This window comes from Cupriavidus sp. SS-3 (assembly GCF_035818815.1).
GTDB classification, from domain to species: Bacteria; Pseudomonadota; Gammaproteobacteria; order Burkholderiales; family Burkholderiaceae; genus Cupriavidus; species Cupriavidus taiwanensis_C.
Genome location: NZ_JAYLVT010000012.1, coordinates 1 through 22,042, shown reverse-complemented (window position 1 = coordinate 22,042; position 22,042 = coordinate 1). Strand labels below are relative to the sequence as shown.

The following is a 22,042-nucleotide window of genomic DNA, read 5'->3' as shown; positions in this document are numbered from 1 at the left end:
CCCCCGCTGCATGCAATACGCGCACGATCCCCGCACCTTCCTGTATTCGCACTATGTGTACCGGGGGCTGCGCTCGGCCACGGGCGTGATCGGCGCGACCCTGATCGCGCTGCATTTCAGCGACCTGCCCACCGCCATGGTGGTGTCGATGGGCGCGCTGTGCACCAGCCTGATGGACCTGCCGAGCCCGCTGAACCACAAGTTCAACGAGATGCTGGCCAGCGTGCTGCTGTGCAGCGTGGTCACGCTGGTGGTGGCGCTGGCCACGCCGTTCCCGCGCGTGATGCCGTTCCTGCTGGTGCTGGTGACGTTCATGGCCGGCATGATGACGGTGTACGGCAACAAGACGCTGCCGCTGCAGTTCGCCGCACTGTTCGTGATGACGCTCACGATCAACGAAGACTTCCTGGTGCGGCGCGCGCTGGAACATGCGGTGCTGTTCAGCGTCGGTGCGGTCGCCTATCTTGGTTACGCGATGCTGGTGAGCTGGGTCACCGAGCGCCGCACCCGGCAGCAGGTGCTGGCCGAATCGCTGTACGAGCTGGCGGGCTACCTTGAAATCAAGGCCGGCTTCTACGACGCCGGCAATGACTTCGAGGCCCAGTTCAACCAGCTGGTGCGCCAGCAGATCGTGGTGGCCGAGCGCCAGCAGGCCGCGCGCGACCTGGTGCTGCGCGGCAACCGCACCCCCCACGATGGGCTGCTGGTGCAGGTGCACCTGCGCATGCTCGACCTGTACGAGTACATCCTGTCGACCAACACCGACTATCCGATGCTGCGCCAGACCTTCGCCGGCACGCCGGTGCTGGACCACCTGCGCGGGCTGGTGATGCAGATGTGCAAGGACGTCGAAGAGATCGCCTACGAGGTCACGCGCGGGCGCGGCTCGTACGCCACGGTGGAATACCGCCCTGGCCTGCGCGCGGTCGAGGCCGAGATCGCGCAGCTGCGCCACCACCATATCAACCCGGCGGCGATGACGGCGCTGGTCGAGACGCTCGACATGATGCGCGGCGCGATCACGCTGATCGGCCAGCTGCACGAGGCCTCGCGCACGCCGGTGGAACCGGCCAAGGTGCTGCCCGGCTCCGACATGACGCCGTTCCTGACGCGCCAGAAGTACGAGCTGAGCGTGCTGCGCGACAACCTGAAGTGGACTTCGCCGGCGTTCCGCTTTGCGCTGCGGGTGTCGATGGCGGTGGCGCTGGGCCTGTGGATTGCCGAGCGCCTGCCTTATGTGTCGCACAGCTACTGGATCCTGCTGACCATCATCGTGATCCTGAAGCCCAACTTCAGCATGACCAAGCAGCGCTACAACGACCGCGTGATCGGCACGCTGATCGGCTGCGTGGTCTCGGTCGCGATCCTGAAGGTGGTGCACCAGCCGCTGATCCTGCTGGGCGTGCTGTTCCTGTCGCTGGTGGCCAGCGCCGCCTTCGTCACCATCAAATACCGCTACACCGCGATCGCCGCCTGCATCCAGGTGCTGATCCAGATCCACCTGCTGATGCCGAACAGTCCCACCGTGGCGGGCGAGCGGCTGGTGGATACGGTGATCGGCGGCATCATCGCGTCGCTGTTCAGCTTCGTGCTGCCGAGCTGGGAGTACCGCGCCATCCCCAAGCTGGTCGAGGCCGTGCTGCAGGCCAACCGCCGCTATATCGCCGCCACGCGCGACCTGCTGCTGCGCCGGGCCAAGGATGACTTTGCCTACCGCGTGCAGCGCAAGCAGTTCATGGACAACCTGTCGGCGCTGATCTCATCGTTCCAGCGCATGCTGGACGAGCCCAGGAGCCGGCATCGCGCGGTCGACAACCTGAACCGCTTCATCGTGCAGAACTACCTGGTGGCCGCGCACGTGGCCGCCGCGCGCATCCAGGTGCGCCAGCACTACGATGAGCTCGATATCCCGGCCGCCGAGGCCGCGATCGAGCAGGCCACCGAGGCCGCCAGCCACAGCCTGCAGGTGGCCAGCGAACGGCTGCACGCCGACGAGCGCGGCGGCGGCCGCGGCGCAGGCTTCATCCGCAAGGCGCCGGCGGAGCGCAAGGAGGCCGTCCCGGTGGAAGCCGACAAGCCGGTTGCGGCGGCAGTCGAGGCGGCGCCGGAAGCGCTGGCTGAAGCGACCCCTGATCAGGTCGTCGAAACCGTCACGCCCGAAGCGGCCGAAGCCGAGGAAGACGCCGCCGCGGAACGCCGCGCGCGCCTGGCCGATTCCGCCGACAAGCGCCGCACCGACACGCTGGTGCAGGCCGCCGCGGCGGGCGAGTCGAGCGAACAGGCAGGGGTGACGTCAAGCTCCACCGGCCGCCCCGCCAACGCGGTGCTGGAGCGCCGGCTGCGCGCGCTGCGCGAGGACGCGGCCAAGATTGCGCTGCGCACCGGAGCGATCGGGCGGGCGATGCGGGCGCGGTCGTAGAGATCCGGAACCGATCGTTTTCTCCCCTCTCCCGCTCGCGGGAGAGGGGAGAAAACCAGCAGCAAGATCAAACGCCGTGCCCCGCCCCCTCATCCTCCGGCAACGTCAGCATCCCGCTGTGATAGCTGTACTCGAAGATCTCCCCGTACCGCCCCCAACCGATCGCCACGCTCAGCACGCGTTCGGCCTCCGCCGGCTTGAGGAATTGCTCCAGTTCCTCAAGCACCTGTTCCTCGCGGATCTCGCCGGCTTCGCTCGCCACCAGTTCGCGGCGCACATGCGCGGCCAGCGCGACGTTGGCAAGCAGTTGCCGGCCGAAGATGGCCTTGCGCTGCTGCGGCCCGGCGGCGTAATAGGCGCGGCCGGCGTCGGTGGCGGCGATGTCGCCGGCCTCGATCGACACCAGCTGCACCAGCTGCAGCGCTTCGCAGGCCGGCAGCAGTTCGTCGTCGGTCAGGCCGGCCTTGTCGGCCAGGTGCGGCAGGTCGGCGCGGCCCTGGAACGGGGCTTCGCACAGCAGGTCGAGGATGGCTTCCATCTGGCTGATGTCGGCGTCCGGCAGCCGGTAGCCGATCTCGCGCGCGGGCGCGGGCACGCGCGCTTCGGCCGCCGGGGCGGTCATCAGCGCGTAGAGCTGGTCGACCAGCGCGCGCACCTGCGCGCTGTCGCGGTTGCGCGGGCGCGGCAGCGCCACTGGCACTTCGGCGCGGATGCGGCCCGGGTCGCTCGACAGGATCACGATGCGGTCGGCCATCATCACTGCTTCCTCGATATTGTGCGAAACGATCAGGATGCTGCGGATATTGGCGCGCCCGCTTGCCCACAGCGCCAGCATCTCGTCGCGCAGGGTCTCGCCGGTCAGCACGTCCAGCGCCGAGAACGCTTCATCCATCAGCAGCAGGTCGGGCTCGGTCACCAGCGCGCGCGCAATGCCCACGCGCTGGCGCATGCCGCCCGACAGCTCGCGCGGCAGCGCGCTGTTGAAGCCGGCCAGGCCGATCATGTCGATCGCGGCTTCCGCGCGGCGTTCGCGCTCGGTCCTGGGCACGCCCTGCGCCTCAAGTCCCAGCTCGACGTTCTGCTGTACCGTCAGCCACGGAAACAGCGCGAACGACTGGAACACCATGGCGATGCCTTCGGCGGTGCCGGCCAGGCGCTGGCCGCGGAATCGCACCTCGCCGCGGTCGGCGCCGACCAGCCCTGCCATGATGCGCAGCAGCGTGGACTTGCCCGAGCCGGACTTGCCCAGCATAGCGACGATCTCGCCCGCGCGCAGGGTCAGGTCCACGCCTTCGAGCACGGCGCGGTCGCTCTGGCTGGCGGTGCGGAAGATCTTGCCGACGCCGCGCAGCTCGATCACGGCGGGGGCGGTGGTGGGTGCAATGTTCTCTGCCATCGTTGCCTTACAAGCGGGTGCGCTCTTGCGCGAGTTGATACAGGCGGTTCCACAGCAGCCGGTTGAAGCCGACCACGAACAGCGCCATCACGACTATGCCCAGCGCAATGCGCGGGAAGTCGCCGCGCGCGGTGGTCTCGGCGATATAGCTGCCGAGGCCGGTGGCAACGATGGTGCGGTCGCCCCAGGTCACGTACTCGGACACGATGCTCGCGTTCCATGAGCCGCCGGCGGCCGTCACCAGCCCGGTCAGCAGGCTCGGGAATACCGCTGGGATCAGGAAGCGCTTCCACAGCAGCCAGCCACGCAGGCCGAAATTACGCGCGGCGAGCTTCAGTTCGGTGGGAATGCCGGAAGCCCCCGCGACCACGTTGAACAGGATGTACCACTGGGTGCCGAAAATCAGCAGCGGGCTCAACCAGATCTCCGGATTCAGCCCGAAGCGCGCGATCAGCATCACCGCCAGCGGGAACATCAGGTTCGCCGGAAACGCCGCCAGGAACTGCGCGATCGGTTGGGCGATGCGCGCCAGGTCCGGGTTCACGCCGATGCGGATGCCGATCGGCACCCAAACCAGCGCCGCCAGCGCAATCAGCACGATCACCCGCGCCATGGTCAGCGTGCCCAGCCACAGCACATGGAGGACCTCGGCCCAGCCCACCTCGCTATGCACGAAATAGCCCACGCGCAGCAGCGCGGCCAGCGCGACCAGCACGATCGCCGTGTCGCGCGCGCGGCCCAGCCATGACGCCCGGCGCGGATCGACCGGGCGGGCCGCTGCCGGCATGCGCGAGCGCGCGCCCCACGCCAGCGTGCGCGCGGCCAGCGCCGCGGCCTGCGCCAGCAGCGCTCCCACCCACGCCGAGCGGCGCAGCAGGTCCAGCAGCCACGACTGCGGCAGCTTGTCCTGCGCCAGGGTCTCGAAGCGAAAGCGGTCGGCCCAGGCCACCAGCGGGCGGAACAGCAGCTGGTCGTACAGCAGGATGCCGACCAGCATCGCCACGATGGCCCAGCCGATCGCGGCCAGGTCCTGCTGCTGGATCGCCAGCGCGATATAGGAGCCGATGCCGGGCAGCCGGATATCGTGGCCCGACACCGAGATGGCCTCGGACGCGACCACGAAGAACCAGCCGCCCGACATCGACATCATCATGTTCCACAGCAGCCCCGGCATGGCGTAAGGCACTTCCAGCCGCCAGAAGCGCTGCCACGGCGACAGCCGGAACATCGCCGCGGCCTCGAGCAGGTCGCCCGGAATGGTGCGGAACGACTGGTACAGGCTGAACGCCATGTTCCAGGCCTGCGAGGTGAAGATGGCAAAGATCGCCGCGCACTCCACGCCGGCCAGGTTGCCCGGAAAGAGGGCGATGAAGCCGGTCACGGTGATGGAAAGAAAGCCCAGCACCGGGATCGACTGCAGGATATCCAGCGCGGGCACCAGCACTTTCTCGGCGGTGCGGCTCTTCGACGCCAGCGCGGCGAAGGCCAGCGAGAACAGCAGCGACGCCGCCAGCGCGGCCAGCATGCGCACGCTGGTGCGCATCAGGTAGTAGGGCAGGTAGGCCACGTCCAGGTGCACCGCCAGCGGCTGGTCGGGCCGGAACGGGACGTTCATCTGCTGCGCGGCGAACGCGATCATCACGATCACGGCCAGGATGATCGGCAGCAACGCCAGGTCGAAGCGGTTGGGCGGGGCGCGCAGGAGCTGGCTGTCAAAGCCAGGGGCGGGCGGGGCCCCGTTGCGGTCGGCGGGTGGCATCATGGGCGCTTCTCGGGCTGTATCGAGCTTGGAGGACGAAGGCTTGTGGCCTGCCTCTGGTTCGCGGCCCCGGCGGACAACGGCAAAGCCTGCATGCCGCCGGCTTCATGCTGATCACGCCGGGCGGCGCGCATCCCCTGGTAACGCCCGGCATGGCGGTCTAGTTTACTTGGTGTCGATGACAGAACGCGCACGCGTCGCGTGCGCTCACGGGGAAACGGCCATGAACAAGGCAACCTGGCACCTGGTCGCGCATGGGCGCGTGCAGGGCGTGGGCTATCGCGCCGCCTGCGCCGACGCGGCGGACGAACTCGGGCTGGGCGGCTGGGTGCGCAACCGGGCCGACGGCACCGTCGAGGTGATGGCGCACGGCACGGTCAAGCAGCTGGAAGCGCTGCAGGCGTGGATGGAAACCGGCCCGCCGGCGGCGCAGGTTGCGTTTGTCGAGGTCGGGCGCGGGGAAGGGGAGTTTGCCGGCTTCGAGTTCCGGCCGACGGTCTAACGGTGCGCTGCGCTAGGCGGCGGTCCAGTCGATCGCCGTGCGGCCGTGCGTTTCCAACCAGCGGTTGGCTTCGCGAAAGTGGCCGCAGCCGAGGAAGCCCCGGTGCGCCGACAACGGCGACGGGTGCGGCGCTTCCAGCACGCAGTGGCCGGCGCCTAGCAGCGGCTTCTTGGCCTGCGCATGGCTGCCCCACAGCATGAACACCAGGTTTGGCCGGCTCGCGGCGAGGTGCTGGATCAGGCAATCGGTGACGGCTTCCCAGCCGCGCCGTGCATGGCTGGCGGCCTGGCCCTGCTCGACCGTCAGCACGGTGTTGAGCAGCAGCACGCCCTGGCGCGCCCAGCCTTCCAGGTTGCCGGAAGTGCGCGGCGGGCAGTTGCCGTCGGCGCCGAATTCCGCGGCGATCTCCTTGAAGATGTTGCGCAGGCTGGGCGGCACCTTGATGCCTTCCGGCACCGAGAAGGCGAGCCCGTGCGCCTGCGGCTGCTCCACGCCGCCAACCGTGCCGGTGCCGTGGTAGGGATCCTGGCCCAGGATCACAACCTTGACCGCGTCGGGCGGCGTCAGGTGCAGCGCGTGGAAGACATGGTGCGGGAACACCGGCTTGCCGGCGGCGCGTTCGCCGTCGACGAAGGCTGCCAGCTCGCGCCACGCCGGCACGGCGATGCAGGGCTCGAGCAAGGCGCGCCAGGCGGCGGGCAAGGCATCGGCCTGCGCTTGCAGGCTGGCGGCGGGAGAGGGTTCGCCGGGGGCGCGGGGCGCGTCGGCGGCAAAGAGATCGGCTTGCATGCGGGATATGCGCGGCGGGAAAACCGCGATTATGACGCCTTGCCCTCGGCGATCCCGGCGAGGCGGTAACCCCGCGCAGCCTTGCTCAGGTCCGACGGCGCCAGCGCCGCCACGGCGGCAAGCCGCGCGGCGAAGGCGCGCAGCGCCTCGGCGGCGTGCGCGGCGTCGCCATCGAGCCATTCCAGCTCGAGTTCCTGGATGCGCTCCTGCGCGGCGCTGGCCGGGGCGGTGATGGTGCCGGTGTCGAGCGCGGCTTCGATCCGCGCGTCGTCCTGCGTCACGATCCAGGTGCGGCGGATGAAGTCGGTGCGGAACACCGGGGCCAGGCTGCCGATCAGCGGCGCCAGCACGGCTTGCGCCTCGGCGGGAAACGTTTGCAGTTCGATGGCCTCGCCGGCGATGGCGGTCTCCCACTCATGCCGCGTGGCCAGGCCGCCCTGGCTGCTGCCGGCGGTCTTCAGCGTCTGCAGCCACTGCTCGCCCCTGCGGCGCAGGCGCAGCGCCGCGCGCGCCTGTGCCAGGTCGCGCCGGGGCGTGTCGAGGTAGACGTTGAGCAGCGTGGCTTCGCCTCGCGGCTGGCCGTGGGCGTCGAGCCAGGCGGCCAGCGGGGCCAGGGCGGCGTCGGGGACGGCGAGTTTGAGTTCGATTTCCTGGGGCATGGGGAGGAAATCACCCAAACAAACGCGCCAGCTCCACCCCCGGCTCCTTCGCCCGCATGAACGCCTCGCCCACCAGGAACGCGTGGACATTGGCATCGCGCATGCGCTTCACGTCCGCCGGCGCGAGGATGCCCGATTCGGTCACCACCAGCTTGTCGGCCGGAATATGCGGCAGCAGGTCCAGCGTGTTGTCCAGCGACACCTCGAAGGTGCGCAGGTTGCGGTTGTTCACGCCCAGCAGCGGCGTCTTCAGCCGCAGCGCGGCGTCGAGCTCATCGTTGCCGTGCACTTCCACCAGCACGTCCATGCCGAGTTCGAGCGCGCACGCTTCCAGCTCCGCCATCAGGCCAGGGTCCAGTGCCGCGACGATCAGCAGGATGCAGTCGGCCCCCCAGGTGCGCGCTTCATAGACCTGGTACAGGTCGACCATGAAGTCCTTGCGCAGCGCCGGCAACGGGCAGGCGCCGCGGGCGCGCTTCAGGTAGTCGGCGTGGCCCTGGAAGAAATGCTCGTCGGTCAGCACCGACAGGCAGGCCGCGCCGTGCGTGGCATAGCTCTCGGCGATGGCCTCGGGCAGGAACTGCTCGCGCAGCACGCCCTTGGACGGCGAGGCCTTCTTGATCTCGGCGATCACCGCGGCGTGGCCGCCAGCGATCTTGTCGCGCAGTGCGCGCTCGAAGCCGCGCGGCGCGAGACCGGCCTCGGTGCGCAGGCTTTCGGCCTCGGCGCGCAGGCTGGGCAGGTCGCGCCGCTTGCGCGCGGCGGCGACTTCGTCGGCCTTGACGGTCAGGATTTTCTGCAGGATGTCGGACATATCGGCGTCTCTTACTTGAACTGCTGCGTGGCCCGCACGAAGGCGTCGAGCTTTTGCCGCGCCGCGCCGCTGGCGATGGCTTCGCGCGCGCGGCGGATGCCGTCCTCGACCGAGTCCGCCACGTTGGCGGCGTACAGCGCGGTGCCGGCGTTCAGCGACACGATCTCGCGCGGCGTGCCGGGCGCGTTGGACAGGGCCTCGAGCAGCATGTCCTTCGATTCGGCGGCATCGGCCACCTTCAGGCCGCGGTTGGAGATCATCGACAGGCCGAAGTCCTCGGGGTGGATCTCGTACTCGCGCACTTCGCCGTCCTTCAGCTCGCCCACCAGCGTGGCCGCGCCGAGCGAGACCTCGTCCATGCCGTCCTTGCCGTACACCACGATGGCGTGCTGCGCGCCCAGGCGCTGCATCACCCGCACCTGGATGCCGACCAGGTCGGGGTGGAACACGCCCATCAGGATGTTGGGCGCATCGGCCGGGTTGGTCAGCGGCCCCAGGATATTGAAGATGGTGCGCACGCCCATTTCCTTGCGGATCGGCGCGACGTTCTTCATCGCGGGGTGGTGCGTCGGCGCGAACATGAAGCCGATGCCGGTTTCCTCGATGCACTGGCCGACCTGCTCGGGCGTCAGCATGATGTTCACGCCCAGCGCCTCCAGCACGTCGGCGCTGCCCGACTTGGAGCTGACGCCGCGGTTGCCGTGCTTGGCGATCTTCGCGCCCGCGGCGGCGGCGACGAACATCGACGCGGTCGAGATATTGAAGGTGTGCGAGCCGTCGCCGCCGGTGCCGACGATATCGACAAAGTGTTCGCGGTCTTTCACCGCCACCTTGTTGGCGAACTCGCGCATCACCTGCGCGGCGGCCGAGATCTCGCCGATGGTTTCCTTCTTGACGCGCAGCCCGGTCAGGATCGCGGCGGCCATCACCGGCGAGATCTGCGCCTGCATGATCTGCCGCATCAGGTGCAGCATCTCGTCATGGAAGATTTCGCGGTGTTCGATACAGCGCGTCAGGGCTTCTTGCGGCGTGATCATGGCGTTCTCGTTGACAGTCTGGATGGCGTGATGGGGGCTGGCGGGCGCGGAGTCGAGCAGTCTCATCGCGGCGCCTTGACGAAGTTGGCCAGCATCGCATGGCCGTGCTCGGACAGGATCGACTCGGGATGGAACTGCACGCCTTCAACGGCGAGCGTCTTGTGGCGCACGCCCATGATTTCGCCGTCCGGGGTCCAGGCAGTGATCTCCAGGCAATCGGGCAGGGTCTCGCGCTCGATCGCCAGGGAATGATAGCGCGTCACGTCGAAGTGCCTGGGCAGCCCGGCGAAGACGCCTTGCTGCGTGGTCTCGATGGTGCTGACTTTGCCGTGCATCACCTGCTTGGCGCGGATCACCTTGCCGCCGAAGGCTTCGCCGATGGCCTGGTGGCCCAGGCACACGCCCAGCATCGGCACCTTGCCGGCAAAGTGCTGCAGCGCAGCCACCGAGATGCCGGCTTCCTTGGGGCTGCACGGGCCCGGCGAAACGCAGATATGGTCGGGCTTCATCGCCTCGATCTCTTCGATGGTGATCTCGTCGTTGCGGTAGGTGCGCACGTCCACGCCCAGTTCGCCGAAGTACTGGACCAGGTTGTAGGTGAACGAATCGTAGTTGTCGATCATCAGCAGCATGGCGTCTGTCTCCTGTTCTCTCAGATGTCGGAGTCCAGGCCATCCTGGACCTGCTCGGCGGCGCGGATCACGGCGCGCGCCTTGGCCTCGGTTTCCCTCCATTCGGCTTCGGGATCCGAATCGGCAACGATGCCGGCGGCGGCCTGCACGTAGAGGTTGCCGTCCTTGACGATGCCGGTGCGGATGGCGATGGCCAGGTCCATCTCGCCGCCGAACGACAGGTAGCCCACCGCGCCGCCATAGATGCCGCGCTTGCACGGCTCCAGTTCGTCGATGATTTCCATCGCATGGACCTTGGGCGCGCCCGACAGCGTGCCGGCCGGGAAGGTCGCGCGCAGCACGTCGAGGTTGCTCATGCCCTCGCGCAGCGTGCCTTCGACCGAGCTGACGATATGCTGCACGTGCGAGTATTTCTCGATCACCATCTTGTCGGTGACCTTGACCGAACCGGTCTCGGCAATGCGGCCGATGTCATTGCGCGCCAGGTCGATCAGCATCACGTGCTCGGCGATCTCCTTCGGGTCGTTGAGCAGCTCGGTGGCCAGCTGCGCGTCCTTGTCCGGCGTATTGCCGCGCGGGCGCGTGCCGGCCAGCGGGCGGATGGTAACGATGTGTTCGGTGCGGGTGTCGCCGTTGGCGCCCACCTTGCGCGCTTCCTGGCGCACCAGGATTTCCGGCGACGCGCCCACCACCTGGAAGTCGCCGAAGTTGTAGAAGTACATGTACGGCGACGGATTCAGCGAGCGCAGCGCGCGGTACAGCGACAGCGGCGCGTCGCGATAGGGCTTGACCAGGCGCTGGCCGATCTGCACCTGCATCATGTCGCCGGCCATGATGTATTCCTTGGCCTTGTGCACCGCGGCCAGGTAGTCGGCCTTGGCGAATTCGCGGTAGACCTCGGTCTGCACCGACGGGCTGGTCACCGGCACGTCGACGGGCTGGCGCAGCTTCATGCGCAGTTCGCGCAGGCGCTGGCGTGCGCGCGAATAGGCCTCCGGCGTGGTCGGGTCGGCGTAGACGATCAGGTAGAGCTTGCCCGACAGGTTGTCGATCACCGCCAGCTCTTCGCACAGCAGCAGCTGGATGTCGGGCAGGTTCAGGTCGTCGGGCTTCTGCGTGCTGGCGAGCTTCTTCTCGATATAGCGTACCGCGTCGTAGCCGAAGTAGCCGGCCAGGCCGCCGCAGAAGCGCGGCAGGCCGGGGCGCAGCGCCACCTTGAAGCGGCTCTCGAACTCGGCGATGAAATCGAGGGGATTGCCTTCGTGGGTTTCCACCACCTTGCCGTCGGTCACCACCTCGGTGCGGTTGCCGTAGGCGCGCAGCAGCGTGCGCGCATGCAGGCCGATGAAGGAATAGCGGCCGAAGCGCTCGCCGCCCACCACCGATTCGAGCAGGAAGGTGTTGACGCCGCGGGTCTGCGACTGGGCCAGCTTCAGGTACAGCGACAGCGGCGTTTCCAGGTCGGCAAAGGCCTCGGCGATCAGCGGGATGCGGTTGTAGCCCTGGTCGGCCAGCGATTTGAATTCCAGTTCGGTCATGTCGGTCCTCTTGTTCGGCCCGCGCCGCGAGCGATGGTCAGGCGCGGTGCCGCATATCGGCAGAGTTGGCTGGAGCGTATGGGAATTCCGCCCCGGTTGCGGACCGTGGTGCGGCAAGCTTGCGGACAAGGCTGCACACGGCCGGAAAGCGGGCGTGCGGCGCGTTCTTGAGCTAAACGTAGCAGAGAAATAAGGCTACGCTGGCTCGGCGGGTTTGGGTGGTGATGCCCGGCATGGCTGGTCGCCTTGGCCGGTAGTGTCGACGCCTTCGGATCGAAGGCGTGTCAGCAGACTCGCGAACGCACTTTACGCCTGTTGGGAGGCGCGCCAGCGACGCCAGGGCCAGGCCTGCCGATCACTGCCAGAAGAGATGCGTTTGCGGTTGAGAAACATTGAAGGTTCAGGGATTTCAGTCGCGGCCGATCTGATGACCGACCCTAGCGATGACCTGCCCGGTGTGCCGCAAACAGCGCTGCGGCGTGGGCAATGGTGTCGACTATACCATCGGCCTCGACGGCTTGTACAGGATTGCCATGGTTGTAGCCATAGGGCACCAGCAGCACGCCCATGCCCGCCGCGCGCGCCGCCTGGGCGTCGTTTTCCGAGTCGCCGAGGGCCGCCATCGCCGACGGATCGAGCCGGAACACCTCCGCCACCTTGAGCAGCGGGAACGGGTCGGGCTTGCGCAGCTGGAACGCGTCGCCGCCGTAGACCAGCTCGAAATACGGCGCCAGCCCGGTCTTGGCCAGCAGCGGCTCGGTGAAGCTGTAGGGCTTGTTGGTCACGCAGGCCAGCCGCAGGCCGGCCGCCTTCATTGCCGCCAGCCCGTCGCGCACGCCCGGGTAGACCTGCGAGAACTGGCCGTTGATGCGGATGTACTCGCGGTCGTACAGCGCGTAGGCATCGGCGAACAGGCCGTTGGCGTGCAGCGGCGAGAAGCGCGCGTCGAGCACGCGCCGGATCAGGTTTTCCGAGCCCTTGCCGACGTAGCTGACGATCTCCTGCCCGGACATCGGCGCCACCGGCCCCAGGTTGGGGTGCTGGCGGCCCAGCGCCAGCAGCATGGCGTTGATCGAGGCGTGGAAGTCGCCCGCCGTATCGACCATGGTGCCGTCCAGGTCGACGATCACGCCTTCGATGCCGCTCCAGTCGGTGCGGCGCAGTGCCATGCCCGCCGTCATTGGCCGGCCTTGGCCAGTTCGCTGCGCAGCGCCGAGATGATGCCGCGGTAGCCGCCGTCGGCATCCGGCTTGCCGAACACCGCCGAGCCCGCCACGAAGGTGTCGGCGCCGGCTGCGGCAATCTCGGCGATATTGTCGACCTTCACGCCGCCGTCCACTTCCAGCAGGATGGTGCGGCCGGTGCGGGCGGTGTATTCGTCGATGCGCTGGCGCACCGCGCGCAGCTTGTTCAGTGTCTCGGGGATGAACGACTGGCCGCCGAAACCCGGGTTGACCGACATCAGCAGGATCACGTCCAGCCGGTCCATCACGTGGTCCAGGTGGTGCAGCGGGGTGGCCGGGTTGAATACCAGGCCCGCCTGGCAGCCGTTATCCCGAATCAGCGCGAGCGAGCGGTCGACGTGTTCGCTGGCTTCCGGGTGGAAGGTGATGATATTGGCGCCGGCCTTGGCAAAGTCCGGGATGATCCGGTCCACCGGGCGCACCATCAGGTGCACGTCGATGGGCGCGGTCACGTGGGGACGGATCGCCTCGCACACCAGCGGGCCCACGGTCAGGTTGGGCACGTAATGGTTGTCCATCACGTCGAAGTGGATCCAGTCGGCGCCGGCCTCGGTCACGCGGCGGACTTCCTCGCCCAGGCGGGCGAAGTCGGCGGACAGGATGGAGGGGGCGATGCGGAAGGTGGGCTGGGTCATGGTGGCGCGCGGTGAATGCAGGGAATGCTGTTATCGCCGCTGGCGGCGGGCCGCGGGCGCCGCCAGGCCGCTGAAACCAGCAGGGGGGCCAGCAGGGCGGCAAGAGCGGCCGGGGCCACGGCGGGCGGCACGGCGTTGAAAGACCGCTATTCTACGCCCGCCCGGGGCGATCGCGTCCGGGCGGCGCCAGGCCCGCGCTCTTGCCCGTCCCGCGCCCATCCCGCACAATGCGGCTACCCATTTCCCTGCCGGCCGCTCCCGCCGCCGGCCCTGCCCAAATGAGCGAGTACGCCTTCTCCGTGTCGGTGCGCACCCAGTACCTGCCGGACCAGTCCGACCCCGAGCGCGGGCGCCATGCCTTCGCCTATACCATCACCATCCACAATACCGGCGAGGTCGCGGCACAGCTGATCTCGCGGCACTGGATCATCACGGACAGCGACAACGGCACGCAGGAAGTTGCCGGGCTAGGGGTGGTCGGCCACCAGCCGCTGCTCAAGCCGGGCGAGCATTTCGAGTACACCAGCTGGGCCACGATCTCGACCCCGGTGGGCTCGATGAAGGGCGAATACTTCTGCGTGGCCGAGGACGGCCATCGCTTCGAGGTGCCGATCCCCGAGTTCGCGCTGGTGCTGCCGCGCATGCTGCACTGAACGTGCGGGGAACCTACGTGCGCGGTGCGCTGTCCTGATCCTGCTGCGGCGCTTGCGTGTCGCCCTGCGCCGGCTGGCGCGACGGGTGCTCCGACGGCGCGCGGGTGGGACGCGGGTGCTTTTTCGCCGTGCCCATGGTCCAGATCACGATAAAGATCAGCAGGAACAGCGCCACGCCGGCTTCCAGGGCGAACAGCAGCATGGGATGGGCTTCGAAGAACTTGCTCATGGCAGATGCAGCGCGGCCCGCGGGGGCGCAGGCGGTGGTTGAGGGATGACGGTGGCATTGTAGGGGCTTTCCGGCGGAATGCGCCCCGCACGCTGCGGTTTCCAGGACTTTGAACAATAGCAAGATGGCATACGCGGACGCTTTCCCGATTTCACAGGTTTCCCAGGTTTCCTCCCCGTCGCCGCGCCGCATGCGCGGCTGGCTCGCGCTTTCCGGCGCCGCGGTGCTGCTGGCCGGCTGCATGAGCGGCCCGCCGCCGCGCGTCGAGACCACCCCGTCCGGCACTACGCCGCCGACGGCGTCGTCGCAGAAGGGCCGGCTGCAGGCGGCCAGCTGGGCCGAGATCGGCGGCTGGGCCCAGGACGATGTGCGCGCCGCCTGGCCGGCGCTGCAGCAAAGCTGCCAGGCGCTGAAGAAGCGCGCGGAATGGTCCCGCGCCTGCGCCGCCGGCATGATGGTCAATGCCGGCGACATCAACGCCATGCGCGCGTACTTCGAAAGCAACTTCCAGCCATACCGCGTGGTCAATGGCGACGGCACCGACAGTGGCCTGATCACCGGCTACTACGAGCCGATCCTGCACGGGTCGCGCACGCGCCAGGGCAAATTCCAGGTGCCGCTGTACCGCAAGCCGCCGCAGTTCGGCAACCGAGCACTGCCGGCGCGCGCCGAGCTGCTGCAGAACCCGGCCATGCGCGGCAACGAGCTGGTCTGGGTCGACGACGCGGTCGAGGCCGCGTTCCTGCAGATCCAGGGCTCGGGCCGCATCCGCATGGCAGACGGCAGCATGATGCGGGTGGGCTTCGGCGGTACCAACGACCAGCCGTTCCGCTCGTTCGGCAAGTGGCTGCTGGACCGCGGCGAGATCACCCCGGCCCAGGCCACCATGCAGGGCATCAAGGCCTGGGCGCGCGCCAATCCCGGGCGCGTCGAAGAGATGCTCAACATCAACCCGCGCTTTGTCTTCTTCCGCGAGCTGCCGCCCAACAACGACGGCCCGGTGGGCGCGCTGGGCGTGCCGCTGACCGCGGAGCGCTCGATCGCGGTCGACCCGGCCACGATCCCGCTGGGCGTGCCGGTGTTCCTGTCGACCACGCGTCCGCTGTCGACCGAGCCGATCCAGCGCCTGATGTTCGCGCAGGATACCGGCAGCGCGATCAAGGGCGGCGTGCGTGCGGACTTTTTCTGGGGGGCCGGCGATGCCGCCGGCGAGACCGCCGGACGGATGAAGCAGGGCGGCAGGATGTGGGTGCTGATGCCGCGCAGTTAAGGCCAGCCCATCAGGCTAATACTGCGAATGTTGTCTCCCCTCTCCCGCAAGCGGGCGAGGGGAGACAACCGGCGCATTTCAACGCGGCCGCTGGTCCACGATCCGCTTCGCCTTCCCCACCGAGCGCTCGATGCCCCCCTCCGGCAGCACGTCGATGGAAGCGGTCACTCCGATATAGGACTTGATCTCATGCGCCAGCCGCTCGCGCGCGGCCTGCGCACGCGCCGGTTCGCCGCCATGGGCGCATTCCACGCGCACCGTCAGCGTGTCCATGTGGCCGTCCTTGCCCAGCACGCACTGGTAGTGCGGCGCCAGTTCGGCCTGCTTCAGGATCAGTTCCTCGATCTGCGACGGGAACACGTTGACGCCGCGCACGATCATCATGTCGTCGGTGCGGCCGGTGACTTTCTCCATGCGGCGAAATGCCGCGCGGGCAGTGCCCGGCAGCAGGCGGGTCAGGTCGCGCGTACGGTAGCGCACCACCGGCATTGCTTCCTTGGTCAGCGAGGTGAACACCAGCTCGCCGAACTCGCCGTCGGGGAGCACCGCGCCGGTGTCCGGGTCGATGATCTCCGGGTAGAAGTGGTCTTCCCAGATGGTCGGGCCGTCCTTGGTCTCGGCGCATTCGTTGGCCACGCCGGGCCCCATGACCTCGGACAGGCCATAGATGTCGACCGCCGAAATGCCCATGCGCTTCTCGATCGCCAGCCGCATCTCCGGCGTCCACGGCTCGGCGCCGAAGATGCCGACGCGCAGCGAGGTGCTGGCCGGGTCGATGCCCTGGCGCTCGAATTCGTCGGCGATCGCCAGCATATAGCTGGGGGTCACCATGATCACTTCCGGCTTGAAGTCCTGGATCAGCTGCACTTGCCGCTCGGTCTGTCCGCCGCCGAACGGGATCGCGGTCAGGCCCGCCTTCTCGACCCCGTAGTGCGCGCCCAGTCCGCCGGTGAACAGCCCGTAGCCGTAGCTGATATGGACCTTGTCGCCGCGCCGCGCGCCCGAGGCGCGGATCGAGCGCGCCATCACCGTGGCCCAGTTGTCGATGTCCTGCAGCGTGTAGCCGACCACGGTGGGCTTGCCGGTGGTGCCGGAAGAGGCATGGATGCGCGCCACCCGCTCCTGCGGCACCGCGAACATGCCGAACGGGTAGTTGTCGCGCAGATCCTGCTTGCTGGTGAACGGAAAGCGCGCCAGGTCGGCCAGCGATTGCAGCTGGTCCGGGTGCACGCCGGCTTGGTCGAACTTGCGCCGGTAGACCGGCGAATGGGCGTAGGCGTGGCCAAGCGACCATTTCAGGCGCTCCAGCTGCAACGCCTGCAGTTCGGCGCGGCTGGCGGTCTCGATCGGGTCCAGGGGCAGATCGGTCAGGCGCGTGCTCATGAGGTCTCCTGCACGGGGGGCGTTTGTCATCAGGGTCTTGTCAGGCCTTGCTCAGGCGCCGTCGATTGCGTCGGGCGGCGGCACCACGTGTCCCTTGATCTGCGCGGACTTGCCGCGGAACATCGCCACCGCCTGGCCCGCCGCGTTGGTCACGCGGATATCGTAGATGCCGTGCCGGCCGGACAACACCTGTTCAGTGGCCTCGGCGGTGAGCACGTCGTCGCCATGCACGGGTCGCAGGAACTCGATGCTGCAGCCGGCCGCCACGGTGTTGATGTTATGGCTGTTGCAGGCAAAGGCGAAGGCGGAATCGGCCAGCGTAAACATCAGGCCGCCATGGCAGATGCCGTGGCCGTTGAGGAATTCCTTGCGCACCGGCATGGTCAGCCGCGCATAGCCGGGGCGCACCGCCTGGACCGTGATGCCCAGCCAGCGGCTGCAGGTGTCGGCTTCATACATCGCGGCCGCGGCGGCTTCCGCGAGGGCCTGGGGGTCCTGTTTCAAGCTGATCTCCTGTGTCTGGGGATGCGGGCGGGCTGGCCCGCGCCCTACTTGCCGGTGAAATGCGGGGCGCGCTTGGCGAGGAAGGCGTTAACGCCTTCCGCATAGTCGGCGGACTGGCCAAGCTCGCGCTGCAGGTCGCGTTCGAGGTCGAGCTGGGCGTCGAGCGTGGCGGTGGCGCTGGCATACATGGCGCGCTTGATCGCGGCCAGCGCGCGCGTCGGCTGCCCGGCCAGGTGCGTGGCCAGTGCCAGCGCCTGTTCCGGCAGCAGCGGATCGTCCATGGTCTGCCAGACCAGGCCCCAGGCTTCGGCGTCCTCGGCGCTCAGGCGCTCGCCGGTCATGGCCAGGCCCAGCGCGCGCGCCATGCCGATGCGCTGTGGCAGCAGCCAGGTGCCGCCCGAGTCCGGCGCGAGCCCGATCTTGACAAAAGCCTGGATAAAGCTGGCGGAGCGCGCCGCCAGCACCATGTCGCAGGCCAGCGCCAGGTTGGCGCCGGCACCGGCCGCGGTGCCGTTGACCGCCGCCACCACCGGCAGCGGCAGGCCGTGCAGGCGGCGGATCAGCGGATTGAACCAGGTATCGATCAGCTCGCCCAGGTCGGTCATATGCCCCGGCGTGAAATCCAGGTCGGCCAGGTCCTGGCCCGCGCAGAAGCCGCGGCCCGCCCCCGTCAGCAGCAGGGCGCGGGCGCCGCCGGCCTCGACGTGGTCCAGCGCCTGCTGCAGCGCCTGGTGCATGGCACGGGTAAAGCTGTTGAGCTTGTCGGGACGATTGAGCGTGATGATGGCGACCGGCCCCTGCCAGGCCAGCAGGATGGGACCGCTCTCGATGCTGACCGGCTGGCCAGCGGGCGTGGACGTCGGGGGCATTGTTGTCTCCTGCCGGATGGAATCGATGACTCCAGGCTTGCGCTCGGTACGGGCTGATGCCTCTAAAATAAACCGACCAGTCGGTCGGCAAATGTTAGCACCAATTTTTGCCCGCGGGTAGGAAGAGATTGGCGCAAATGCCGGCTGGTACGCAATGCCGGCCGACGGCACCGCTCTATAATCGCGCTGCCAACAACAATCTGAAACCCCGCCGGCCTGCGCGAGCGAAGCCCGGCGCGCTCTCCCATCCGCATTGGAAATCCTATGAAGAAGTTCGCTGCATTGCTCCTGATCTCGTCCGTCGCGCTGTTCGCCGCGTGCGGCAAGAAGGAATCCGCCCCCGCGCCGGCTGCCGGCACGGATACGGCCGCCAAGATCATCGTAGGCCTGGACGACAATTTCCCGCCGATGGGTTTCCGCGATGCCAACAATGAGCTGGTTGGCTTCGATATCGATATGGCCAAGGAGGCCAGCCGCCGTCTCGGCATGACGGTCGAGTTCAAGCCGATCGACTGGAGCGCCAAGGAGGCGGAACTGAACGGCAAGCGCGTCGATGTGCTGTGGAACGGGCTGACCATCACCGAAGAGCGCAAGAAGAACATCAGCTTTACCGCGCCGTACATGACCAACCACCAGATCGTGATCGTCGGCAGCCAGTCGCCGGTGAAGGCCAAGGCTGACCTGGCCGGCCGCATCGTCGGCGCGCAGGACGGCAGCAGCGCGGTGGATGCCATCAAGAAGGAAAGCCAGATTGCCGCCAGCCTGAAGGAACTCAAGACCTTCGGCGATAACGTGACGGCGCTGATGGACCTGTCGGCAGGCCGCCTCGACGCGATCGTGGTGGATGAGGTGGTGGGCCGCTACCTGATCAGCAAGCGCGCCGGCGAATACCGCGTGCTGGAGGAGAACTTCGGCACCGAGGAATACGGTGTCGGCGTGCGCAAGGATGATGCTCAACTGCTCGGCAAGCTCGACCAGACCCTGGCTTCGATGAAGCAGGACGGCACCGCGGCGCGTATCGCCACCCAGTGGTTTGGCGCCGACATCACCAAGTAATCCAGACCCGGCGTGACACCCCTCGCGGTTCAGGCGAGGGGCACGCCAACTCCGGACCCGTTCGCCGGGCTTCCCGGAGGCCTTACCTCTTTCTGTACGCGCGAGCATGGATTACGTCTTATCTCTTCTGCTGCCGCTGGCGCAGGGTGCCAAAGTCACGCTGACGCTTTTCGCCATCACGCTCGCCTTGTCGGTGCCGCTGGGGCTTGCGCTGGCACTGGCGCGCATTTCGTCGTGGCCGTTGCTGAGCGGCCTGGTCAACGGCTATATCTGGCTGATGCGCGGCACGCCGCTGATGCTGCAGATGCTGTTTATCTATTTCGCGTTGCCGTTCGTGCCGGTCATCGGCGTGCGGCTGCCTGATTTTCCTGCGGCAGTGGTGGCCTTCGCGCTGAACTACGCCGCGTACTTCGCCGAAATCTTCCGCGCCGGGATCAAGTCCGTCGACCGCGGCCAGTATGAAGCCAGCAAGGCGCTGGGCATGACCTACTTCCAGACCATGCGGCGGGTGGTGCTGCCGCAGATGGTCAGCCGCGTCCTGCCGCCGGTCAGCAACGAGACCATTACGCTGATCAAGGACACCTCGTTGATCTACGTGCTGGCGCTCAATGACATCCTGCGCACGGCGCGCGGCATCGTGCAGCGCGATTTCACCACCACGCCATTCCTCGTCGCCGCGCTGTTCTACCTGGTGATGACGCTGATTCTGACCTGGTTCTTCCAGAATCTCGAAAAACGCTATGCCAAACATGATGACTAGCCCGAACGGCGCCCCTTCACCCGATGCGCCTGGCGTCATGATCGCGGCACGGGATATCTACAAGTCGTTTGGGCCGCTGCAGGTCCTGCGCGGTGTTTCGCTGACCTTGCGCAAGGGCGATGTCACCGCAGTGATCGGCCCGTCGGGCTCGGGCAAGAGTACCTTGCTGCGTTGCCTGAATCATCTCGAGGTGATCGACCGCGGCAGCCTTCACATCGAGGGCGAGACGCTGGCCGCCGCCGGCCCAGACGGCGCGGCCCGCTATGTGCCGGACGCGGACGTGCGTCGCATCTGCCGCAAGATGGGCATGGTGTTCCAGTCGTTCAACCTGTTTCCGCACATGACGGTGTTGCAGAACATCATCGAGGCGCCGGTGACCGTCAAGGGGTTGCGGCGCGATGCGGTGATCCCGCAGGCCGAGGAGTTGCTGCGCAAGGTGGGCCTGCTGGCCAAGCGCGACAACTACCCGGCGCGGCTGTCCGGCGGCCAGAAGCAGCGCGTGGCGATTGCGCGCGCGCTGGCGATGGAACCGGACATCATGCTGTTCGACGAGCCCACTTCCGCGCTGGATCCGGAACTGACCGGCGAGGTGCTGCGCACCATGCGGCAACTGGCGGAAGAACATATGACCATGCTCGTCGTCACCCATGAAATGGGGTTTGCGCGTGAAGTGGCGAACCACGTCGTATTCATGGACGAGGGCCAGATTCTCGAGGAAGGCCCTCCCGGAGAAGTGTTCGGCGCCCCGGCCCACGCGCGCACCCGCGAATTCCTCGCGCACATGCTCTAGCCGGCGCCGTCACGCCGCAACCGATGGCAGAATAGCCCGCAGCCGGTGGCGACCATGCCATCCGCCTGATCATATTTAGGAGAAGACATGCCGTACGAGAACATCCTGGTCGAGACCCGCGGCCGTGTTGGCCTGATCACGCTGAATCGCCCGAAGGCCCTGAATGCGCTCAATGATGCGCTGATGGATGAACTGGGCGTCGCGCTGACCGCCTTTGACCAGGATGAAGGTATCGGCGCCATCGTCATCACCGGCAGCGAGCGCGCCTTCGCCGCCGGCGCCGACATCGGCATGATGGCCAAGTACTCCTTCATGGACGTCTATAAGGGCGACTACATCACCCGCAACTGGGAAACCATCCGCAAGATCCGCAAGCCGGTCATCGCCGGCGTAGCCGGTTATGCGCTGGGTGGCGGCTGCGAACTGGCGATGATGTGCGACATCATCATCGCGGCGGACTCGGCCAGATTCGGCCAGCCCGAGGTCAAGCTCGGCACCATGCCCGGCGCCGGCGGCACCCAGCGCCTGCCGCGCGCGGTGTCCAAGGCCAAGGCGATGGACCTGTGCCTGACCGCGCGCATGATGGACGCCGCCGAAGCCGAACGCGCGGGCCTGGTCTCGCGCGTGGTCCCGGCCGACAAGCTGCTGGACGAAGTGCTGGCGGCGGCCGAGACCATCGCCGGGTTCTCGCTGCCGGTGGTCATGATGATCAAGGAATCGGTCAACGCCGCTTACGAGACCACGCTGGCGGAGGGCGTCCACTTCGAGCGCCGCCTGTTCCATGCCACCTTCGCCACCGAAGACCAGAAGGAGGGCATGGCCGCCTTCGTCGAGAAGCGCGGCCCGAATTTCCAGCACCGTTAGGCTCCGGGATCAGGGAATACCCGAGGGTGGAGAAGGGCTATTGCCTTGCTTCCGCCCCGTGATGGGGCTGTTTCCCTATGTGATTCAAAGGCTTACACGATAATCGCGGGAACGTTTAGCGGATCATCGTGACAAAGGTGTTGCAAGGGCGGCGAAACCGGCCTACTATTCGCCCCCTCGCAACACGACGCGGCACCTGCAAGGCAGGCGCAGCAAGGGATGCGGGGTCGACCGGGAGGT

At 67.6% G+C, this 22,042-nt stretch carries 22 protein-coding genes; 8 read left to right on the top strand and 14 right to left on the bottom strand.

Features of this window, described 5'->3' with window-relative positions:
- Positions 1-10 precede the first annotated feature (10 nt).
- A complete protein-coding gene (locus U9J39_RS18860; RefSeq protein WP_326347754.1) occupies positions 11-2,419 on the top strand; it encodes an FUSC family protein in 2,409 nt (802 codons plus the stop codon).
- A gap of 67 nt (positions 2,420-2,486) precedes the next feature.
- On the opposite strand, the gene U9J39_RS18855 is transcribed toward U9J39_RS18860, so the two are convergent.
- A complete protein-coding gene (locus U9J39_RS18855) occupies positions 2,487-3,815 on the bottom strand; it encodes an ABC transporter ATP-binding protein (RefSeq protein WP_326347753.1) in 1,329 nt (442 codons plus the stop codon).
- Positions 3,816-3,822: 7 nt separating this feature from the next.
- Entirely contained in the window at positions 3,823-5,577 is a 1,755-nt protein-coding gene (locus tag U9J39_RS18850) for an ABC transporter permease (protein ID WP_198036004.1), read from the bottom strand.
- A 220-nt stretch (positions 5,578-5,797) separates the two neighbouring features.
- Here U9J39_RS18850 and U9J39_RS18845 point away from each other — a divergent pair, with 220 nt between their 5' ends.
- The gene (locus U9J39_RS18845; protein WP_115710971.1) at positions 5,798-6,076 is read left to right on the top strand and encodes an acylphosphatase; all 279 of its coding nucleotides are present in this window, start codon (positions 5,798-5,800) and stop codon (positions 6,074-6,076) included.
- A gap of 12 nt (positions 6,077-6,088) precedes the next feature.
- On the opposite strand, the gene U9J39_RS18840 is transcribed toward U9J39_RS18845, so the two are convergent.
- The 8 genes from U9J39_RS18840 to rpe all read right to left on the bottom strand — a co-directional run bounded on the left by U9J39_RS18840 (position 6,089) and on the right by rpe (position 13,424).
- A complete protein-coding gene (locus U9J39_RS18840) occupies positions 6,089-6,865 on the bottom strand; it encodes a uracil-DNA glycosylase (protein WP_115710969.1) in 777 nt (258 codons plus the stop codon).
- 29 nt (positions 6,866-6,894) lie between these two features.
- On the bottom strand, positions 6,895-7,524 hold the full coding sequence (locus U9J39_RS18835; RefSeq protein ID WP_115710967.1) for a CYTH domain-containing protein: 630 nt from the start codon (positions 7,522-7,524) through the stop codon (positions 6,895-6,897).
- A gap of 10 nt (positions 7,525-7,534) precedes the next feature.
- Positions 7,535-8,338, bottom strand: a complete 804-nt coding sequence (gene trpC / locus U9J39_RS18830; protein ID WP_116313139.1) for an indole-3-glycerol phosphate synthase TrpC — start codon at positions 8,336-8,338, stop codon at positions 7,535-7,537.
- An 11-nt stretch (positions 8,339-8,349) separates the two neighbouring features.
- Positions 8,350-9,375, bottom strand: a complete 1,026-nt coding sequence (gene trpD / locus U9J39_RS18825) for an anthranilate phosphoribosyltransferase (protein ID WP_115710964.1) — start codon at positions 9,373-9,375, stop codon at positions 8,350-8,352.
- A gap of 62 nt (positions 9,376-9,437) precedes the next feature.
- Complete coding sequence (locus U9J39_RS18820) at positions 9,438-10,007, bottom strand: aminodeoxychorismate/anthranilate synthase component II (protein WP_115710962.1); 570 nt, start codon at positions 10,005-10,007, stop codon at positions 9,438-9,440.
- A 20-nt stretch (positions 10,008-10,027) separates the two neighbouring features.
- The gene (gene trpE / locus U9J39_RS18815; protein WP_115710960.1) at positions 10,028-11,545 is read right to left on the bottom strand and encodes an anthranilate synthase component I; all 1,518 of its coding nucleotides are present in this window, start codon (positions 11,543-11,545) and stop codon (positions 10,028-10,030) included.
- A 437-nt stretch (positions 11,546-11,982) separates the two neighbouring features.
- Complete coding sequence (gene gph / locus U9J39_RS18810) at positions 11,983-12,726, bottom strand: phosphoglycolate phosphatase (protein WP_115681225.1); 744 nt, start codon at positions 12,724-12,726, stop codon at positions 11,983-11,985.
- Positions 12,723-13,424: a ribulose-phosphate 3-epimerase gene (rpe, locus tag U9J39_RS18805; RefSeq protein WP_116313137.1), complete on the bottom strand. Its 702-nt coding sequence runs from the start codon at positions 13,422-13,424 to the stop codon at positions 12,723-12,725. The genes gph and rpe overlap by 4 nt, the downstream gene beginning before the upstream one ends.
- 278 nt (positions 13,425-13,702) lie before the next feature.
- On the opposite strand from rpe, the gene apaG reads away from it, so the two are divergent.
- The gene (gene apaG / locus U9J39_RS18800; protein WP_012353991.1) at positions 13,703-14,077 is read left to right on the top strand and encodes a Co2+/Mg2+ efflux protein ApaG; all 375 of its coding nucleotides are present in this window, start codon (positions 13,703-13,705) and stop codon (positions 14,075-14,077) included.
- Between the two features lie 13 nt (positions 14,078-14,090).
- Here the strand turns inward: apaG and U9J39_RS18795 are convergent, their stop codons facing one another.
- Positions 14,091-14,306 carry a hypothetical protein gene (locus tag U9J39_RS18795; protein ID WP_116313136.1) on the bottom strand — a complete coding sequence of 72 codons (216 nt, stop codon included), beginning with the start codon at positions 14,304-14,306 and terminating at the stop codon, positions 14,091-14,093.
- Between the two features lie 124 nt (positions 14,307-14,430).
- Between U9J39_RS18795 and mltA the strand changes: the two genes are divergently transcribed.
- A complete protein-coding gene (gene mltA, locus U9J39_RS18790) occupies positions 14,431-15,576 on the top strand; it encodes a murein transglycosylase A (RefSeq protein ID WP_326347752.1) in 1,146 nt (381 codons plus the stop codon).
- 78 nt (positions 15,577-15,654) lie between these two features.
- Here mltA and paaK read toward each other — a convergent pair whose 3' ends face one another.
- The 3 genes from paaK to paaG are packed head-to-tail and all read right to left on the bottom strand — an operon-like array spanning position 15,655 to position 18,332.
- On the bottom strand, positions 15,655-16,959 hold the full coding sequence (paaK, locus tag U9J39_RS18785; RefSeq protein ID WP_326347751.1) for a phenylacetate--CoA ligase PaaK: 1,305 nt from the start codon (positions 16,957-16,959) through the stop codon (positions 15,655-15,657).
- 51 nt (positions 16,960-17,010) lie between these two features.
- Entirely contained in the window at positions 17,011-17,463 is a 453-nt protein-coding gene (paaI, locus tag U9J39_RS18780) for a hydroxyphenylacetyl-CoA thioesterase PaaI (RefSeq protein WP_115681221.1), read from the bottom strand.
- A 44-nt stretch (positions 17,464-17,507) separates the two neighbouring features.
- A complete protein-coding gene (gene paaG / locus U9J39_RS18775) occupies positions 17,508-18,332 on the bottom strand; it encodes a 2-(1,2-epoxy-1,2-dihydrophenyl)acetyl-CoA isomerase PaaG (RefSeq protein ID WP_115681220.1) in 825 nt (274 codons plus the stop codon).
- A 264-nt stretch (positions 18,333-18,596) separates the two neighbouring features.
- Between paaG and U9J39_RS18770 the strand changes: the two genes are divergently transcribed.
- The 4 genes from U9J39_RS18770 (at position 18,597) to U9J39_RS18755 (ending at position 21,802) form a co-directional block, all read left to right on the top strand.
- Positions 18,597-19,388 (top strand): amino acid ABC transporter substrate-binding protein, encoded by a 792-nt coding sequence (locus tag U9J39_RS18770; RefSeq protein WP_115681219.1) that lies wholly within the window; start codon positions 18,597-18,599, stop codon positions 19,386-19,388.
- A 106-nt stretch (positions 19,389-19,494) separates the two neighbouring features.
- The gene (locus U9J39_RS18765; RefSeq protein WP_012353984.1) at positions 19,495-20,148 is read left to right on the top strand and encodes an amino acid ABC transporter permease; all 654 of its coding nucleotides are present in this window, start codon (positions 19,495-19,497) and stop codon (positions 20,146-20,148) included.
- A 37-nt stretch (positions 20,149-20,185) separates the two neighbouring features.
- Positions 20,186-20,938, top strand: a complete 753-nt coding sequence (locus U9J39_RS18760) for an amino acid ABC transporter ATP-binding protein (RefSeq protein ID WP_115710949.1) — start codon at positions 20,186-20,188, stop codon at positions 20,936-20,938.
- Positions 20,939-21,025: 87 nt separating this feature from the next.
- A complete protein-coding gene (locus U9J39_RS18755) occupies positions 21,026-21,802 on the top strand; it encodes an enoyl-CoA hydratase (RefSeq protein ID WP_115710947.1) in 777 nt (258 codons plus the stop codon).
- Positions 21,803-22,042 lie beyond the last annotated feature (240 nt).

Coding starts and splice junctions, on each gene's coding strand:
- U9J39_RS18860 (WP_326347754.1), top strand. CDS start 11: ATGCAATACGCGCACGATCCCCGCACCTTCCTGTATTCGCACTATGTG.
- U9J39_RS18855 (WP_326347753.1), bottom strand. CDS start 3,815: ATGGCAGAGAACATTGCACCCACCACCGCCCCCGCCGTGATCGAGCTG.
- U9J39_RS18850 (WP_198036004.1), bottom strand. CDS start 5,577: ATGATGCCACCCGCCGACCGCAACGGGGCCCCGCCCGCCCCTGGCTTT.
- U9J39_RS18845 (WP_115710971.1), top strand. CDS start 5,798: ATGAACAAGGCAACCTGGCACCTGGTCGCGCATGGGCGCGTGCAGGGC.
- U9J39_RS18840 (WP_115710969.1), bottom strand. CDS start 6,865: ATGCAAGCCGATCTCTTTGCCGCCGACGCGCCCCGCGCCCCCGGCGAA.
- U9J39_RS18835 (WP_115710967.1), bottom strand. CDS start 7,524: ATGCCCCAGGAAATCGAACTCAAACTCGCCGTCCCCGACGCCGCCCTG.
- trpC (WP_116313139.1), bottom strand. CDS start 8,338: ATGTCCGACATCCTGCAGAAAATCCTGACCGTCAAGGCCGACGAAGTC.
- trpD (WP_115710964.1), bottom strand. CDS start 9,375: ATGATCACGCCGCAAGAAGCCCTGACGCGCTGTATCGAACACCGCGAA.
- U9J39_RS18820 (WP_115710962.1), bottom strand. CDS start 10,007: ATGCTGCTGATGATCGACAACTACGATTCGTTCACCTACAACCTGGTC.
- trpE (WP_115710960.1), bottom strand. CDS start 11,545: ATGACCGAACTGGAATTCAAATCGCTGGCCGACCAGGGCTACAACCGC.
- gph (WP_115681225.1), bottom strand. CDS start 12,726: ATGACGGCGGGCATGGCACTGCGCCGCACCGACTGGAGCGGCATCGAA.
- rpe (WP_116313137.1), bottom strand. CDS start 13,424: ATGACCCAGCCCACCTTCCGCATCGCCCCCTCCATCCTGTCCGCCGAC.
- apaG (WP_012353991.1), top strand. CDS start 13,703: ATGAGCGAGTACGCCTTCTCCGTGTCGGTGCGCACCCAGTACCTGCCG.
- U9J39_RS18795 (WP_116313136.1), bottom strand. CDS start 14,306: ATGAGCAAGTTCTTCGAAGCCCATCCCATGCTGCTGTTCGCCCTGGAA.
- mltA (WP_326347752.1), top strand. CDS start 14,431: ATGGCATACGCGGACGCTTTCCCGATTTCACAGGTTTCCCAGGTTTCC.
- paaK (WP_326347751.1), bottom strand. CDS start 16,959: ATGAGCACGCGCCTGACCGATCTGCCCCTGGACCCGATCGAGACCGCC.
- paaG (WP_115681220.1), bottom strand. CDS start 18,332: ATGCCCCCGACGTCCACGCCCGCTGGCCAGCCGGTCAGCATCGAGAGC.
- U9J39_RS18770 (WP_115681219.1), top strand. CDS start 18,597: ATGAAGAAGTTCGCTGCATTGCTCCTGATCTCGTCCGTCGCGCTGTTC.
- U9J39_RS18765 (WP_012353984.1), top strand. CDS start 19,495: ATGGATTACGTCTTATCTCTTCTGCTGCCGCTGGCGCAGGGTGCCAAA.
- U9J39_RS18760 (WP_115710949.1), top strand. CDS start 20,186: ATGATCGCGGCACGGGATATCTACAAGTCGTTTGGGCCGCTGCAGGTC.
- U9J39_RS18755 (WP_115710947.1), top strand. CDS start 21,026: ATGCCGTACGAGAACATCCTGGTCGAGACCCGCGGCCGTGTTGGCCTG.